General features: G+C 42.3%; 15 protein-coding genes. 11 read left to right on the top strand and 4 right to left on the bottom strand.

Translation table 11 applies throughout. From position 1 onward, the window contains the following. Positions 1–368: 368 nt before the first annotated feature. Complete coding sequence (locus tag AAEY87_RS08945) at positions 369–1349, top strand: ion transporter (RefSeq protein WP_068036150.1); 981 nt, start codon at positions 369–371, stop codon at positions 1347–1349. Positions 1350–1450: 101 nt separating this feature from the next. Here AAEY87_RS08945 and AAEY87_RS08940 read toward each other — a convergent pair whose 3' ends face one another. From AAEY87_RS08940 to AAEY87_RS08930, 3 genes are all read right to left on the bottom strand, one after another. Beyond that, complete coding sequence (locus tag AAEY87_RS08940) at positions 1451–2110, bottom strand: TerD family protein (protein WP_068328077.1); 660 nt, start codon at positions 2108–2110, stop codon at positions 1451–1453. 43 nt (positions 2111–2153) lie between these two features. Next, complete coding sequence (locus tag AAEY87_RS08935; protein ID WP_350656861.1) at positions 2154–3290, bottom strand: helix-turn-helix transcriptional regulator; 1137 nt, start codon at positions 3288–3290, stop codon at positions 2154–2156. A gap of 262 nt (positions 3291–3552) precedes the next feature. Then, the gene (locus AAEY87_RS08930) at positions 3553–6351 is read right to left on the bottom strand and encodes an AAA family ATPase (protein ID WP_350656860.1); all 2799 of its coding nucleotides are present in this window, start codon (positions 6349–6351) and stop codon (positions 3553–3555) included. Between the two features lie 315 nt (positions 6352–6666). Between AAEY87_RS08930 and rsmG the strand changes: the two genes are divergently transcribed. The 10 genes from rsmG to AAEY87_RS08880 all read left to right on the top strand — a co-directional run bounded on the left by rsmG (position 6667) and on the right by AAEY87_RS08880 (position 16800). Next, on the top strand, positions 6667–7383 hold the full coding sequence (gene rsmG / locus AAEY87_RS08925) for a 16S rRNA (guanine(527)-N(7))-methyltransferase RsmG (RefSeq protein WP_350656859.1): 717 nt from the start codon (positions 6667–6669) through the stop codon (positions 7381–7383). A gap of 231 nt (positions 7384–7614) precedes the next feature. Further along, positions 7615–8394: a ParA family protein gene (locus tag AAEY87_RS08920; RefSeq protein WP_350656857.1), complete on the top strand. Its 780-nt coding sequence runs from the start codon at positions 7615–7617 to the stop codon at positions 8392–8394. Positions 8395–8532: 138 nt separating this feature from the next. Next, a complete protein-coding gene (locus AAEY87_RS08915) occupies positions 8533–9678 on the top strand; it encodes a ParB/RepB/Spo0J family partition protein (protein ID WP_068036144.1) in 1146 nt (381 codons plus the stop codon). A 159-nt stretch (positions 9679–9837) separates the two neighbouring features. Next, entirely contained in the window at positions 9838–10572 is a 735-nt protein-coding gene (locus AAEY87_RS08910; RefSeq protein WP_068036143.1) for a MotA/TolQ/ExbB proton channel family protein, read from the top strand. 50 nt (positions 10573–10622) lie between these two features. After that, entirely contained in the window at positions 10623–11054 is a 432-nt protein-coding gene (locus tag AAEY87_RS08905; protein ID WP_068036141.1) for an ExbD/TolR family protein, read from the top strand. Positions 11055–11168: 114 nt separating this feature from the next. After that, positions 11169–12950, top strand: coding sequence for a lipid A export permease/ATP-binding protein MsbA (msbA, locus tag AAEY87_RS08900; RefSeq protein WP_350656856.1), 1782 nt, complete (start codon positions 11169–11171; stop codon positions 12948–12950). 133 nt (positions 12951–13083) lie between these two features. After that, a complete protein-coding gene (lpxK, locus tag AAEY87_RS08895; protein ID WP_350656855.1) occupies positions 13084–14232 on the top strand; it encodes a tetraacyldisaccharide 4'-kinase in 1149 nt (382 codons plus the stop codon). Between the two features lie 74 nt (positions 14233–14306). Next, positions 14307–15134, top strand: coding sequence for a 3-deoxy-manno-octulosonate cytidylyltransferase (gene kdsB, locus AAEY87_RS08890; RefSeq protein ID WP_350656853.1), 828 nt, complete (start codon positions 14307–14309; stop codon positions 15132–15134). 121 nt (positions 15135–15255) lie between these two features. Continuing rightward, positions 15256–16368 carry a DNA polymerase III delta subunit-related protein gene (locus tag AAEY87_RS08885; RefSeq protein ID WP_350656873.1) on the top strand — a complete coding sequence of 371 codons (1113 nt, stop codon included), beginning with the start codon at positions 15256–15258 and terminating at the stop codon, positions 16366–16368. An 84-nt stretch (positions 16369–16452) separates the two neighbouring features. Continuing rightward, positions 16453–16800 (top strand): PilZ domain-containing protein, encoded by a 348-nt coding sequence (locus tag AAEY87_RS08880; RefSeq protein WP_068036132.1) that lies wholly within the window; start codon positions 16453–16455, stop codon positions 16798–16800. Positions 16801–16838: 38 nt separating this feature from the next. On the opposite strand, the gene ppk2 is transcribed toward AAEY87_RS08880, so the two are convergent. Further along, entirely contained in the window at positions 16839–17852 is a 1014-nt protein-coding gene (gene ppk2, locus AAEY87_RS08875; RefSeq protein WP_264753619.1) for a polyphosphate kinase 2, read from the bottom strand. Positions 17853–17980 lie beyond the last annotated feature (128 nt).

Genomic DNA, 17980 nt, shown 5'->3' with positions numbered 1-17980 from the left:
CTTTATGATTATGTTTGATGATCGTATCAGCAAGCATTTAATCTAAATGGCAGTTACACAGAATCAGGGATGGTCTCTAATAAAGTTCAGGATAGATATATCAAAGATACGCTATAGATTATTCTTATTATTGAGACCAACAGGGAAATGATAAATAATGCTTCTATACTGATACTTCGATACTTCGATACTTCGATACTTCGATACTTCGATACTTCGATACTTCGATACTTCGATGCTTAATTGTTTGATTACATAAATGACCCTATTCTTATATAGCTGTATCTATTTATTAACTTGATGGACTGAAGACTTTACCATTCATTTTTCATTCATTTAATCACGGTGTTACACCGCATAGGGACGGCATGCAATTCCAGTCTATACGGCGCCTGCGTCATTTTGTCTATGATATTTTACAAAATGATGACCACGACACCCTATTTAGTCGTTATGTCGATTACTTTCTGATTTTTTTAATTATGACGAACGTAGCTGCCGTAATTGCTGAATCTGTTGACCAATGGTATTACCCTTATCAAGAATATTTTACTTTATTTGAAAACTTCTCAATAGTCGTATTCTCTATTGAGTATTTGCTACGTTTTTGGAGTATTGCTGAAGCCAAGCCAGATAACACTACATGGCGTCAACGCTGGGACTGGGTAAGAAGCCCATCAGCTTTGATTGATTTGGTAGCGATTGTACCCGCGTTCTTAAACTTCTTTGTCAGCTTCGATCTGCGTTTCCTCAGAATTCTACGCCTGTTTAGAATTTTAAAGCTTACACGTTATTTTGTCTCAATGCGTATCTTGCTAGTGGTCATCAGTAAAGAGAAAGGCTCATTCCAAGCCGTTATTTTTATCTTAATTATCATGATTGTGACTGCCTCTAGTGGTATTTATTTAGTAGAAAACCACGCGCAGCCAGAAGAATTTGAATCGATACCGAAAGCAATGTGGTGGGCCGTGGTAACGCTAACGACTGTCGGTTATGGTGATGTGACGCCAATAACCAATGCAGGCAAGATATTAGGTGCAGTTATTACTATCTTGGGTGTGGGTTTGGCGGCTCTGCCAGCTGGTATTTTAGCGACAGGTCTTGCTAACGAGCTTGCCCAACGCCGTGATGAGTTGGAGCAAGATTTTCGTGAACAGTTGGTGGATAGTGATTTTGACTTAGTGCAGAATCAAACGATGATTGATAAGATTCGTCGTGAGCTTGGACTGGATAAAGAACAAGCACAAGATATTGTATTACAAGTATTACGTGAACAAGAGCTTGAACGCCGCGAGCAAGAAGTTCGTAAAAAGAACTTTTGTCCCCATTGCGGTGAGGCGTTAGAGTAGAAAAAAATTGACGTAAAGTCATACGGTAAAACGACAACTATCGAAAACTAAAAAAGCTGGCGACCTACAAGATCGCCAGCTTTTTTATCTATAATTCTCAGCTAAGTGGGCAAAATTTGCGGTGAGAGGATAGGTAAAGAACGTGCTAATTCATGCGCGACTTGTTGAGCTGCTTTTTGTAAGTCATTTTCAGAAAGCGGTAAGTTTTGTAGAGTGAGATGCCAATCATCTATTTGGCGGCGCAAACTAGCAATCCAAATCGCACTACAGTCGCGCGGAACTTGCTTTAAATTAACCTCAAAAGCACGGTTACCTTCGTCATCGCTAAGATGTACTTCACCTGCTTTTACTTTGCCTAATGGCTGTCCATAGTATGAGCTAGCAAGCAGACCAATATGGCTAATATGAGCAGGAATCTTGTCTAGATAAAGACGAATTTGCTCCTGATCTACTGGTGCATCATATAAGGCTTGCTCGCCACGATCTTTTCCATTAAGACTATCGCCTTGATGACAGACAGACTCAGCTTTATCACGCAGTTGTTTAAACCATACAATATCGTTAATCGTACAATTATCATCGTATAGTACGCAAGCAATATCGATATCAATCGCACTTTGGTTTTTTTTAAAGCGCTTCATCATGCCTTTAGGTTCGGTTTTAGTAAACTCATAATTTAGCGAAAAAAACAACATATCGGCCGTTAAGCCTAAGGCGCTTAAGCTTTCTGAAAGTAGGGGTAATGAGGCAGTGGATGGCATGGTATTCCTTGTTGATGCTTAAGTTTCTTATTAGTTAATTTGACTATTGCTCATCATCTAGTTGTTTATCCAACACTACTTGATGAAGAAGTTGCGGCTTGGCATCCAATAAACCTTTGCCAAAACCACGTAGCCACCAGACCAATTGTGACGTTAGATTAACTGTCGCATGGATAGTTAAGGTGTCATCGTCGTTGAACATTACTGTCTGATCATCACTAAGCTTGCTTTCAGTCAGGCTTTTACCAGCTCTCGTAGTAAATTTTAGCTCAATCGCGGTATTTTTACCGTGATCAGGCAATTGGCTCAATAATGGATGAGTAAAGCCCATACTACCAGCGTCCAAATAGCTATCCAAATGGAAGTTCTCTGGTGTTAGTGCTGTGCTTTTAAGTATCTCCACACTAGCAAATCGATGCAGGGCAAAAGTGCGGATAATAGCTTCTGGATCATCAGTACGAGTCGCTAGCAAATAAATAATTACGCCACGCTGAATGATAGCAATAGGGTTTAATATATATTCGCTAGCCTCTGACTTATTACTGCGTGTATAACAGGCTTTGATTTGTAATTGATAAAACAGAGCATGATAAATATTATCTTTACTGTCCAAATCAATATGTGGGGCAATCAACGGCTGAGTTGCAGTCTCAATGCGTACACGATCAATCCAAGAATGCGTGACTTTACTATTTTTAAGCTGTCGCCGTGCCAAGTCAAACCATGGAAATAACTCATCTAAAATAGCAGGAGGAAGTAGCTGAGTGAGATTGGCCTCGACCATATTAAAGGCGACCGCTTGCGATAGATTCATATGTGGCAGGCTTTGTAGTGGCGCGTCATCTTTCCAGCGCCAGCCTTGCGGGTTGGCATTATTTTTCTCAATTGGGAAGCGTTTAGCCAAAGCATTTAAGTCTCTTTGTACCGTACGTAAGCTAATATCAAATCCTGCAAGCTTAAGCTGTTCATAGATATGCGTCGTACCAACCCAACGGTTACGCTGAAGCTGTGAGAGTACTTGCCATTGACGCGCAGTAGTCGCTGCCCCATGACGGCTAGCTGCTGTATCGGCAGCCACATTGTCAGCCTCCTCAGTAGATGATACGGAAGGCTTATCTTCCTGTATATCCTGAGCATTGGAGGTAGATCCGTCTGTTGCGTTAGCGTTTTGCACAGTCATTAAGAGATAACCTATATAGAGTCTGTCATAATGTTGAATCGATATTATCGATTACAGGGTGTCATACTAAAAACAGTATTATATTAAAGCATATCTTGCTTGCTCAGCATCGAAGACATTTATCATCGCAGAAAATAGCCGTAGCGTCTAGGAAGTTTAGATGCAGCTTTTAGGGTTCAATCATCTGGCAATTTTCTAAAAGTTTTATCTGAAAATATGAGCAAAGAGGGTTCTTTAGAAGAACGATATTGAATCCCAATCACTACTGTTCAATTCCATCACGAATTATGCTTTCTTTGCTATTGTCTTTTTTATACTGATCTTTCTTCTTATCATCTTTTTTTTGACGTTTGGCTTTTCGCTTCTTTTTGGCTTTCTTTTTTGACTTCTTATCGTCAATAACATCATCTGTATCTTGATTTTCATCCCACAACATCAAACGCTGCAAGACTTTGCCAAATAGAGTGTCCTTACGATAACGACCTTTTTTATTCATCGTATCAATGGGTAGGCCTGTCATCAGTGTCAAGGCCTCATTAATCGTGCTCACACCATAAATATGAAAGCTACTTGCTTCGACTGCTGCGATAATGTCGTCACGCAGCATTAACTGTTTGACGTTGGCCATTGGGATAACGACGCCTTGTTGCTCCGTCATACCTTGCTCGCGACAAGCATCGAAGAAACCAGCAATCTTAGCGTTAATACCACCGACTGCTTGTACTTCTCCCAGCTGATTCATTGAGCCAGTGATAGCGAAGGACTGATTAATAGGCGCGTTGGCTAAGGCCGAGAGGAGCGCACAAGCTTCACTAACTGTCGCGCTATCGCCATCAATATGAGCATAGCTTTGTTCAAAGGCTAGAGAGGCACTAAAATTCAGTGCATGATGTTGGCTAAATAGAGCACGCAAGTAGCTGGTCATAATTAACATGCCTTTCGCATGTAAACTGCCGCCCAAATCGACATCACGTTCAATATCGAGAATCTCACCAGCACCAATATTAGGCTGAATCACAGCAGTAAGACGTGCTGGCATGCCAAATTCACTATCAGCATAGCTGACGACAGTCAAGGCGTTGACCTGTCCGACGGCCTCACCTTGAGTATTGATCAGCTGTTGACCATTTTTGAGCTCATCCCAATATAAATCGCGCAAGTAGCCTGAACGTTCATCCATATCACTGATAGCTTGAGCAACATGACTGGCATCGACAATATCGTTTTCACTAAGACGTGCGTGGCGATTGGATTCATGCAAAAGCTTAATAAGGCGGTCACTGTGTAGGCTTAGACGATCTTGGTCTTCAGCCTGTAAGCTTAGGTGTTCAAGAAGTGCTGCTTGCGCACTATTATCGAAAGGATAAAGGTCTGCATAATCGATAATATCCGCCATTTTGGCAATGAGGGCCAGCTCATGCTCAGGTGTGCGAGTGACATCATCATGGAAGTCGGCACGAACTTTGAATACCGCATCAAACTCTGGTTCTAGCTCTAATAGCTCATAATATAAATCTGCTTCTCCGAGCAAAACTACTTTAATATCAAGGTCAATTGGAGCAGGCGCTAATGACAAGCTGCCCGTTAACGTCAACATTTGCTCAAGGCTAGATAGCTTAATTTTACGTGATTGTAGGGCACGTTTTAGACCTTGCCAAGCGTAAGGGTGCTCAAGTACATGGCTGGCTTCTAACAATAGATAGCCGCCATTCGCTCGGTGTAGTGCGCCAGCACGTATCATACTGACATCAGTTGTCACGGTACCTAACTGAGTAATTTGCTCGACATGTCCTAACAAGTTAAGGTGAGTCGGCAAGTCTTCAAATATGACAGGTGCGCCGCTTTCAGGCTCATGACTGACCATGACATTGACTGCATATCGGCTAGGAGTTGTTGCTAGCACGGCAGTGACAAACTCTTCATCATCACCATTAACGATACGCTCTACATGGGTAACCATGTCAGCAAATATCGCATCAAGATAAGTAACGATAGCTGGAAGTTCGGCAAACTGCTCACGTATAGGTGTAAATAAAGGTTGTAGGGCTCGGCGGGCAATATTGCGATGTAGATCTTCTATGGCGTCATTGGCCTCATCTTCTAGTTGTTCTAAGGCAATGGTCAGTTGACTAAGTCGCTTTTGCATGTGGTTTTTTTGCGTAAAATTACTCAGCTCAGACTCATAGTCACTCTGCGTGTTAGTGTCTGTTAGATTGGTAGCGTCAGGGCTGTTTTCTATTGAATCATGATTTATTGTAGCCCCATCTATGGCCTCATTATTTTCAGGTATATTAGTGGACGCAGATATAGAAGTGGCAAATGTTGTTTTATTATTTTCATCTACTGGCAGTTGGCTTGGATGTACAAACATCGCTTTATTATCGAACGAGCGAAACGTCAGCGCCAAATCATACTGTTTACCTTCAGCGTTTAGGGCATCATAAGCAAGGCTTTCTTTTTGATGAGTATCGTTTTTGATCGCTTCGATTTTGCTTTGATACTGATCACTACGAAAACGTTGGCTCAAACGTTTTTTTGCCTGTAACCATAAATCATTAATTTGCTGCTGTAACACTACCGCTTGTCCAGCAGGTAAGTGCATTGCTAAAGGCGTACGAGGGTCAGTAAAATTGTGTACATAAACCCAATCATTTGGCGTTGGTGCATCCATAGCAATACGCTGTAATAGACGACTAATAACTGTGCGTTTACCAAGCCCGTTTTCACCAGCTGCAAAGACATGATAGCCGCTAGCTTTGATATCAAGTGCAGTGTGCAAGGCTTTGAGCGCACGCTGCTGCCCAAAGCTAATATCTAAATCTGGTGCAGTACGTGTATCAGTAGGCAAGTTACTAGCAGCACTATAACGCTTTAGCTGCTTAGCGGTGATAAGGCAGCGTTGATTAACCGCTTCGAATATTGGATGGGGTGATGAGATATCCTGTTTGTCTTCTGCAGTATCTGTTTTTACTGATACCTTGTCTGTCACAATAGTAGTCGCAATCATTAAGTCGGTATCTTCTGAAGTTTGCATGTTAGGAGCAATGGGCTGTTCGGTCATAGGCGTATGGTAAGTCATCTTATAGAAGTTGAAGAAAGTGAATAATTTAATAGATACATCTTACAAGATGTCTTAACATTTTTAATCAGTCATTAGACGCAGTTTTGTATCATGTAGATATGAATCTTTAAACCAACAATGATAAAACTGCGGTTATATCCAAAGCCATATTTAACAGTAGAAAGGAAGAATAAAGCCTCAATGCTAGTGCAGATAGTATAAGATGACGGACATTAGCGCAATCTGCAACTATTCAATATGCAGCCTGCATGATAAAATAAAAGGTTCACATGCCAAAACTGGATGATTCGTCGTATGTCAGCTTCTGCTAAAATCGCTTCACCTTCTACTAGCACGGATAATATCAGTGTTGATCCGACTGGCTTTACAAAGCTTGGGTCGCAGTTGCCAACGCTTGCAAATATATTAGTACAAGCAACGCAAGAGCTCGGCTTATCACTAAGTGGAACGCAGCAACGCACGTTATTATTATACTTAGACCAGCTTTTATTATGGAATAAAGCGTATAATCTGACCGCCATTACTGATCCGGTAGAAGCCTTGATCAAACACGTCATCGATTGTTTGGCTATTATACCGCATTTGCCGCAAGGGTCACTGCTAGATATCGGTACAGGAGCAGGGTTGCCTGCGGTTATCATCGCGATTTGTCAGCCTGAACGCTCGTGTACTGCGCTTGATAGCAATCAGAAAAAAATCCGCTTTATTAAGCAAATTAGTAGTGAGCTTGGTTTGAGCAATGTGCAACCTATTGCTTCACGCATTGAAGCGCATGAGACTAGCTATGAAGTGGTCACCTCTAGAGCGTTTGCAAGCCTTATAGATTTTGTCGAAGTTGCACAGCCACGTCTGGCAAATGGTGGTCGACTATGTGCGATGAAAGGTAAAGCGCCAACCGATGAAGAGCTACAGGCGCTAAATCAGGAATGGCAAATTAAAACGATTGAGCTTAAAGTGCCACGTTTATATGATAGTCGTCATTTAATTGAATTATCTTCCAAAAATGTCTAAGCTATGAGCACCTGAGTAGCTATGAAACAATTAACGTAGCTAATTGGACTCAAACTAGAAATAATGCATGAAATAATTAGTCTAGTGTTCGCAAGGTTTTCATTCGTTATCGCATCTATAATATATTAAAATGACTATCAGATTTTTTGTGAAACATGATAATAAAAATTTAGAGTTAAAGACTGTCAGAGTGGAAATCAGTAATAGACCCTAATCAAATTGAGTAAGTGTATGGAAATCATAGCAATTGCGAATCAAAAAGGCGGCGTTGGAAAAACGACGACGGCAGTAAATTTGACTGCTAGCTTAGCTGCAAAGCGTAAACGCGTACTGTTGATTGACTTAGACCCACAAGGTAATGCTACTAGTGGCACCGGTCTAGATAAAAACGATTTAGAGCTGACAATAGCAGATGTGTTACTTGATGGCGTTTCACTGCAGGATGCTACTGTTATGAGCCCGGCAGGTTTCGATGTTATCGGAGCCAATCGTGAGCTGGCAGGTATGGACGTTACCTTGATGGGTCAAACCAATAGTCATGAGCTATTAAAGAAAGCAATGACTCATTTAGTCGATGCGCAAGTTAGCTCCAAAGAGGGGCATTACGACTATATCGTTATGGATTGTGCACCCAGTTTAAACTTACTAACCATCAATGCTTTGGTGGCAACCGATAGCGTCATTATTCCTATGCAGTGTGAATATTATGCATTGGAAGGTCTAGCCGATTTATCACAGACAATTGAGCGCTTAACTGAGCTTAATCCTAAGCTGTATATTCGTGGTGTGGTAAGAACATTGTTCGATGCACGTAACACGCTAGCCCGCGATGTATCCGCCGAACTTGAGGCTCACTTTGGCGATATTATGTATAAAACCCATATTCCAAGAAACATTCGCTTGGCAGAAGCGCCCGCGCACGGTCTACCAGTAATTGCGTATGAGAGGTGGTCAAAAGGTGCGCGCGCGTATCAAAAATTAGCAGCTGAAGTTATCAAACAGAGCTGCTAACAGACGCCAGTCACTGTCGTAAAAGCTAGCAAGTGAATAGACACTAGCTAGCCAATAAAGCATTAGATACCATATTTATCAGTAAGTACTTATTAACAACCATTTGGCTTTTATTTTAGCGTTAGAGGATAGGTAATCATGGCGAAAAAACGAGGATTGGCTTCCAATCGAGGTTTAGATGCCTTATTAGGATCAATCAAAAAAGAAAAGCAAATTACCGCCTCTGCTTTGCAAGACGATACCGTTGTGCGTGATATCGACGCAACGGTTGATGCTAAGTCTATTGCTCAAATACCAGACTTATCTGCTACACAGGTCAATAATGATCCTGCGAAAACCAGTGCAAAAGCCGTTACTGGTGCAAGTAGTCGTGCACCACGTACTATCCGCAACAGCACAAAAATCCGCCACCATGCTAAAAATAGTACTAGAACAGCTAATGAGAGTATCGATAGTAATACGTCTGAAGATCAGATAAGTTTGGTGCAAATCGCGGTGACACAATTGCAAGCTGGTAAATATCAACCGCGCCGCGATATGAGCGAAACAGCACTAGCAGAGCTAGCATCTTCTATTGAGCAGCATGGAATCATGCAGCCTATTGTTATTCGGCCACTATTGGCAAACGAAGATAAAAGTACAGCAGATGTCACTCATGAAATTATCGCTGGTGAGCGACGCTGGCGTGCCGCAAAAATGGCAGGTAAATCGGTTATTCCAGCAATTGAACGCGCATTATCGGACGAACTAGCTATTGCATTAGCGCTGATTGAAAATATTCAACGCGAAGATTTGTCAGTGATTGAGCAAGCTGCGGCATTGCAGCGCTTTCATACTGAATTTGGCATGAGTCATGCAATGATTGCAGATGTAGTCGGTAAAGCACGAACGACAGTTTCGAACTTACTGCGTCTCAATCAGCTGCACGATACGGTAAAAGACCATTTAGCGAACAGTGCTTTAGATATGGGTCATGCGCGTACACTGCTTGCCTTATCTTCTGAACAGCAGCCTATCATTGCACAGAAAATAATTGATGGTGGGATGACTGTACGGGAGGCTGAGAAGCTAGTTAAGTCAATCTTAAATCCTGCACCTAAAGCTGATCGTACTGAACAATCACAGTCTCATGATGCTGAACGTTTAACACAGCGCCTGACAGATATGTTGGGAGCAGAAGTAAAGCTTAAACATAAAAAAGATGGTCAGGGTAGTGTGGAGATATTTTTTCACAACCAAGATGAGTTATCAGCGTTAATAAAACATCTAGAAGCGCAACGTTAATACACTCATTAGACCAACGTACTTAAATAACGTGCTTGAATAACATACTTATTAAGTCTAAAAGACTTTTGCTATTGTACGCGATATATTATACATGGCTTTCATTATGTAATAGTTGCAATATTTTGAGCATTTTAAACGATACACAAGAGAGTCATTATGTGGGAATTGGTAAAAGCAGGTGGTTGGTTAATGATGCCAATCGTCGTATGTTCGATAGTCGCGCTTATCATTATTATTGAGCGCAGTAGTACGCTACAGTTTAACAAAATCGTACCTGGTAGACTACGTGAACAGCTCATAACCCGCCTACGTGAAAACGGTGACATCGGTCGTACCCAGTTGATGAATGTCAAAGAGAAAACGCCATTAGGTGACATCTTAGCGACGGGATTGATGTATCGTCAGTATGGTCTAGACTCTATGACTATGCATATGCAAAATAGAGCGAGCGTACAGATCCATCAATTGGAAAAAAATATCAATATGCTAGGTACGATAGGAGCAATTGCCCCACTACTTGGCCTATTAGGTACTGTATTGGGCATTATATCTTCATTTTTAGCCATTACAGATGGTGCAATGCAAGATCCTACCTTGCTTGCCGCAGGAGTCTCGCAAGCATTGATTACAACTGCCGCAGGTATGGTTGTTGCGATACCAGCACTAGTAGCTTACCGTTATTTTCAGCGCCGAGTTGTAGATGTTAATGCCAGATTTGAGACTGAAGCTGGGCTTATGATTCAAGAGCTTTACGATTATCAGCTACTAGCAGATGCTCATCTACCACTGACTAATTTGCCTACTACGACAGTGCAAAGCGCAGAGACAAGTGATGAGCAGTTGAGTGATACGTTAGGGTTTGACTCTGAAACCAAGCATCAACCTGCATAGAGAAACCTAATATTTTTATCTTCCAGCCTTAGGCCATCAGAGAAATAGCTATGCGTTTTAGAAAGCCTACCGTTGAACCGCTAGAAATCAATTTAACGCCAATGATTGACTGTTTGCTATTTTTGATTGTGTTTTTGCTATTAGCGACGTCATTTAATCATTTTAGCCGTTTAAATATTGTTTTGCCTGAAGCGGAAGGCGTTGCACTTGTCGAGCAGAAGAACAGTATTGAGGTGGCAGTACAAGAAGATGGCAGTTACATGGTTAATGGTATTAGCCTTGCTAACAACAGTGAGGCTGAGCTGACCAACATGCTACAGCAAGAAGCGGGCAGTGAGCGTGACATCCTATTTGTAATTGCTGCTGATGCTAATGCTACCCATCAATCTGTGGTACAGGTAATGGACATCGCTGGCAAACTGGGCTTTTTAAATTTAAATATCAGCACTGTAATGCCACTTGGACAAGCACTACCGCACTAGGTAGTAGACAGTTAAGCTAACTACTGGGTTCTATCTCGCCGTTATACCTCTTCTTTATGCAGTGGCGCTGCCTGTTTAATAAATTCATCTATTAATACTTGACCTGAGGCTTTTATGAGCCAATCTGATACAACTCAAACTCCTATTAACACTAAGCTTGTGCCACCGTCAAGTCCGCCTAAGCGTAGGACGCTATTGCGTCTTCTGAGCTATTTGAAGCCTTATTGGTGGGCGCTACTGCTAACAGTAGTAGGGTTTGCTATTAATGCAGCAACAGAGATCTGGATTGCCAAATTATTACAATATATCACCGACGCTATTAATCAAAATGATCAAGCGAAACAAAACCTGTTTCCAGTCTTGATTATCGCGTTGTTCTTTATACGCGGTGTTGGTAGCTTTTTGGGTAACTATTACTCTGCTTTAGTCTCACGAAATTTGGTGTATGAGTTGAGAGTGCAGGTATTTAACAAGCTGTTACGTCTACCAAGCTCGTTCTATTTAGCCAATCCTGCTGGAACTATCTCATCCAAGCTGATTTTCGATGTAGAGCAAGTGACGGCTGCTAGTACCGATTCCATGAAGACCTTGTTGCGTGATGGCTTAACAGTTGTCGCTTTGCTTGGTTTTTTACTTTATAGCAACTGGCGTTTAACCTTGATTTTGTTTTTAGTACTGCCACCGATTTTATGGCTGATTCGTTTTGCCTCTAAGCGTTATTTAAAGCTATCCAAAGGTATTCAAGAAACCATGGGCGATGTCAGCCATATTACCAATGAGGTAATCGGCGGCTACCAAGTGGTCAAAAATTACGGCGGCCAAGCGTATGAAGCTCAGCGCTTTAACGCTACTTCAAAAAAGAACTTGCGCCAAGGTATGAAAGTGGTAGTTACCAATAGTATTAATACACCCGCTGTACAGTTATTGATGGCAATGGCGATGTCAGTGGTAGTATGGCTCGCTTTACGTCCATCGGTGATCGACAATATCTCGGCAGGTGAGTTTATCTCCTATATTGCAGCAGCAGGGCTACTCAGTAAACCTGTGCGCTCATTAACCGATATCAATCAAAAACTGCAAAAAGGTATTGCGGCGGGTGAGTCTATATTTGCATTGCTTGATGAGCCTGAAGAGAAAGATACTGGTACGCTCAGCCCATCGTTGTCAGGTGAGATTCAATTGGATAAGGTTAGCTTGGTCTATCCCGATTCAACTGTGGCGTTACATGACTTTAGCTTAGATGTACGTGCAGGTGAGACAGTAGCTTTGGTTGGGCGTAGTGGCGCTGGTAAGTCATCACTGGTTAATCTGTTAACGCGTACCTTAACCCCGACCTCAGGGCAAATTACGATGGATAGTATGCCCATCGAAGACATTACTTTAGAGAGTCTACGCGCACAGATTGCGATGGTTAATCAACAAGTCGTGCTGTTTAACACTACGGTCTTTAATAATATCGCCTATGGTAGTTTGGCAGGCAAGTCACAAGCTGAGGTTGAAGCTGCTGCTAAAGATGCCTTTGCTCATGATTTTATTATGAAAATGCCACAAGGCTATCAAAGTCAGATTGGGGCAGAAGGCTTACAGTTATCTGGTGGTCAACGTCAGCGTTTATCGATAGCACGCGCACTATTAAAAGACGCACCGATTTTGATATTGGATGAAGCGACCAGTGCTCTTGATAATGAGTCAGAGTATTATATTCAGCAAGCACTCGACAATGTAATGAAAGACCGTACCACCTTAGTCATTGCGCATCGCTTAACGACGATTGAATCTGCTGACCGCATTGCAGTCCTAGATGGTGGGCAAATCGTTGAGATTGGTACTCATACTGAGCTCATGCAAAAGCAAGGCCATTATGCCCAAATGTATGCGCGCGATTTTGAATCGTGAAGGCGAGATGAGCTTTGAGTTTCTATTTAAAAGGTATCGCTATTGATATCATTAAATCTTTTACTTTTATACTATTCAACAACGCACTATATTAAGCAACAAATCATTGGCAAAATTGGATGGATGCTAAACAATGAGTATTGAGACCGCGATTACTCGTGCTTGGCAACGAAAAGCAGCTTGGTTATGGTTATTACTGCCTATCAGCTGGCTATATGGTTTGCTTACTTTATTGCGTCGTCAGGCTTATAAAATAGGGGTGTTTGCAAGTTACCGTGCGCCTGTACCCATTATGGTCATAGGTAATATTACGGTTGGCGGTAGTGGTAAAACACCTTTAATTATTACTTTGGTCAGTTATTTGCAGCAACAGGGTATAAAGGTTGGTGTTATAAGTCGCGGTTATGGCGGTGATAGTAGTCAGATGCCAGCATTGGTAACTAAAGATAGTTTGCCAAGTACGGTAGGCGATGAGCCTTGTTTAATCGTCAATGTGACGGCCGTACCGATGGCAGTGTGCCCGAACCGAGAACAAGCGATCACTACCTTGCTAAACGCGTATCCTGACTTGCAACTCATTATTGCCGATGACGGTTTGCAGCATTATGCCCTACAGCGAGATATTGAATGGATTGTGGTCGATGTGGCGCGCGGATTTGGTAATCAGCAGCTCCTACCGACTGGGTTTTTACGTGAGCCGATGGCACGATTAACAGATGCAATCGTCATTTATCATGAAAAACCAGAGGTAGTATCCGCTCTTAATAATAATGAAAATCTAGCTCAGCGTTTGACCATGCAGTTACAGCCAAGTAGCTTATATCCTTTATTATCTGACGATGACATACATGATTTAGACATACTTACCTCTTCATCAGATGCGGTAGTGCCAATGCAGGGTAGCGTGCATGCAGTTAGTGGAATCGGCTATCCGCAGCGTTTTTTTGCAACGCTCAGGACGCTTGGTTTTGATGTGATAGAACATCCTTATCCTGATCATTATGACTTTAGTCTGGTCGAGTTACTACAATATACCGAGCATCCTATTATTGTGACGACTAAAGATGCTGTAAAAATCCGTACGTTACTATTAGCAGAACTCAACAAAATTAATTCTATAAAACCTGATGAATTAATTAATGATGATATTAAAGCCTTAGTGAATAGACTATGGGTACTACCCGTAACCGCAGAACTCTCTAATGCTTGCTATCAAACGTTACAGCAGCAATTAACAGCATTTGGTATTGATATGCCTGCATCAGATTTTAGGGATAAGTAAAACTAACCCAATTTTTTAAGATATTGTTTAAGCCATCTCTCAAGTTTATATATTGCCTGTTATAGGAATTATCTATGTCGACTACACCTGTGCTTGCCAAAACTCATATTGTGATTCCTGCGCGTTTTAAAAGTACTCGTCTGCCGGGTAAACCGTTATTAAATATTCATAGTAAACCTATGATACTTTGGGTCGCTGAAAAGGCTCAGGCAGCGTACTTCGCTGATGATATGTGTATCGCTACCGATGATGAACGCATTGCCAAGGTTTGTCTGGATGCAGGGTATGAGGTAGTGATGACGAGCGCTGATCACGCATCAGGGACGGATCGCTTAGCTGAAGTTGCGGCGATTAAGGGTTGGGAAGAGCATGATATTATTATCAATATGCAAGGCGATGAGCCACTGGTACCGCCTTTATTATTAGAACAAGTTAAAAATTTGTTAGTACAAGATAGCGATAGCGTTATGGCAACATTGTACGAACCTATTGAAGACTATCATACCTTTACAAGACCATCAGTAGTCAAGGTCGTGAGTGCAACGGTTAATGATAGACAGCGCGCGCTATATTTTAGTCGTGCGCCGATTCCTTGTGATCGTGATGTGGCGCTAGCAGTAGAAGCTGGTAATCTAGACACAACTGAACTACTTGCACCAAAAGATGCTTACCGACATTTAGGACTGTATGCTTATCGGGTAAGCTTACTACAGCAATTCGTCCATTGGCCACAAACACCGCTCGAAACGCTTGAGAGCTTAGAACAACTGCGCGTCTTAGAAAACGGTGGCAATATTGCTATCGCAGCAGCAGAAGTTCAGCTACCTGCTGGCGTGGATACGCAAGAAGATTTGGATCGCTTAAACGCTATGAGCCTTAACGAATTTAAAAGTGATATATAATAAATAGCCTAAGCAATAGTTTAAAAGTTAGCATTTAAAGGTTAACGTTTAAAAGTTACCTACAAGATAAGTGTTAAGCTCAATAAATTCTAAAAAACAGTAGGCAATAAGCGTGAATCATATGACAGACAGTATTTACTTTGCGCCGCTATTACCATGGCAGCAAGCGCTGTGGACGCAGCTCACTAGTCGTGTGCTATCACCGCCACACAATCTGCCGCATGCATTACTCGCTGCTGGTATGCAAGGGATGGGCAAGCGTGCCTTCGTTTGGCGTTTGGTTGCTTGGCTGTTGTGCCGTGAGCACGATCAGCATCCGCTTGGCGCATGTGGTGGTTGTCAGAGTTGCCAGTGGCTTAGATCTGGTACGCATCCAAGCTTACAAGTATTGCCTATTACTAGCATGCCTGTCAGTGCCGAGAGTCGAGAGATTAATGAGGCCTCAAGTAGTACTGCTAAAAAGACGAAAGCTGATACTAAATCTGCAAAAGCAACCAGCAATGCTGCGCTGACAATAAAAGTGGATGATATCCGCGCATTACAACCATTCATCTATCAAGGTGGGCAGGGGATGCGTATTTGCGTATTAGATCATGCTGAAAAAATGACCATTGCAGCGGCTAATGCGCTCTTAAAAACGCTAGAGGAGCCGCAAGCACAAGTCCATTTATTTTTGATTAGTGACATGCCAGCAAAGCTGCTACCAACGATTAAAAGTCGCGTGCAGCAGTTACCATTACAGACTATTGTGTCCTCTACGGCAAATGATTATGTTGCACATGAGCTTGGCAGTACGATTAATCGTGAAGTGGTGAGTCCGATACAAATTGCGCAGTTACTACAGCTAGCAAACGGTGCACCGCTCGCTGCAATAGATTTGGCAAAGGCTACATGGTATGGCAAGCGTGCCCTATGGTTGACTACGTGGCAAGCACTACGTAGCGGCAAGCGTAGCAGTACAGCGGCCAGCGACTATTGGCAAGCTGAGCTTAGTCTGCCAGATTTTCTCAAGCTTACTGAGCTAATGCTAATCGATATCCGGCGCGTCTGTCTCGGTCTTGATAGTAGCCAAAAAGATATTGCTTTATCAGCGGCTTTAGTAAAATATCAGCCGACAGATAGCGCATTAGAAGCATTGGTAAGCCAATTGCAGCAAACAAAAACGGCGCTGCAACAGAATGTGCAAGAAAAATTCGCCTATGATAAGCTGATGCAAGACTTAGCGTATCTTTAAGCTAAAGCTTACAGACACGCTATATTAAAAATATAAAGACCACCAACCGCTATCTAACCGTATATTTGAACTAAGGATTTGATTATGGCAATGCCAGGACGTGGCGGTATTATTACCTGTCATATTGAAGATGTCGAAAAGTTATATGCTAGCTATTTATCTTTCGTAGATAATGGCGCACTGTTCGTGCCTACCAGTCGTGTACAGGAAATGGGTGACGAGGTCTTTATTGCGATTACTTTACCTAATTCTAGCGAACGCTTACCGATGAATGGTAAAGTGGTTTGGATTAATCATAAAGCCCAAGCTAATCGTCCTGCAGGCTTCGCAGTGCAGATTGGTACCGATGCGGCTGGTCAAAAAATAAAACATGAAGTAGAGCGCTTGCTAGCAGGTAAAATTGATAGCCAGCAAGCGACTTATACCATGTAAACTTATTATTGGTTTAGTAGCTGCTATATCCTAATAATCTAGTAACGTGGCGGCACGTACATATCGTCTGGAATAGGTTCACGATAATACTCATCGTCGCGCTTACGCTCAGGTAATTCTACTTCTTCACGCGGTACTTCTTTATATGGTATCTGCTCAAGCAGATGAGCGATACAATTGAGGCGCGCACGCTTTTTATTATTACCTTCAACTACCCACCAAGGCGCTTCTGGGATATGAGTGCGCTCAAACATAGTCTCTTTGGCTTTGGTGTAGTCTTCCCAGCGACGCCGTGATTGTAAGTCCATTGGCGACAGCTTCCATTGTTTAAGCGGGTCATGAATCCGGCTCATAAAGCGCGAGTGCTGCTCATCATCAGTGATAGAAAACCAATATTTAACTAACCTAATACCGGAACGTACTAACATACGCTCAAACTCTGGGACGGATTGAAAAAACTCCTCGTATTGCGCATCGGTACAAAATCCCATTACACGCTCGACACCGACACGGTTGTACCAACTTCGATCAAATAATACAATCTCACCAGCCGCTGGCAAGTGTGCCACATAGCGCTGAAAGTACCATTGTGACTGTTCGCGCTCAGTTGGTGCGGGCAGAGCAGCCACTCTACAAACGCGTGGATTGAGACGTTGAGTGATGCGTTTGATCGCACCGCCTTTGCCTGCTGAGTCGCGCCCTTCAAATATAACTACAATGCGCTCACCGCGATCGACTACCCAATCTTGTAGTTTAATTAGCTCACGCTGCAGGCGCACCAGTTCTTGAAAGTAGGTACGACGATCAAGCTTCTCTTGCTCCGTCATCTCAAGCCCATCAAAACGAAAATCACGTACATAATCGTCTATTTCATTTTCAAGCTCTTCATCATAAGCATCGATTAAGTCTTGATGCATCTTGCGGCGTAGCTCATCATTGAAGACTTCTTTATCCATGCGTCCAATGAAGTTTCCTTGTTCAGGCTTAGTTAGTTCATGATGTTCTTGCGGTGTTAAGGATTTTGGATCAATTGCCGAAGGTATCTTTGCCATGCCAAACTCCTTTTCATTTATGTATGGTCATTCACATTAATTTTTAGTTCTTCTAAGCCTCTACTTTATCATATTAATATACCGTTTCATTAATAGGTTAAACGCTTTAAAGCCTTATTACATCCAAT

The sequence above is a fragment of the Psychrobacter sp. S1-30-MNA-CIBAN-0213 genome (assembly GCF_040309845.1).
Taxonomy (GTDB): Bacteria; Pseudomonadota; Gammaproteobacteria; order Pseudomonadales; family Moraxellaceae; genus Psychrobacter.
The sequence above is the reverse complement of the archived record's forward strand: the minus strand, read 5'-3'. Positions and strand labels throughout refer to the sequence as shown.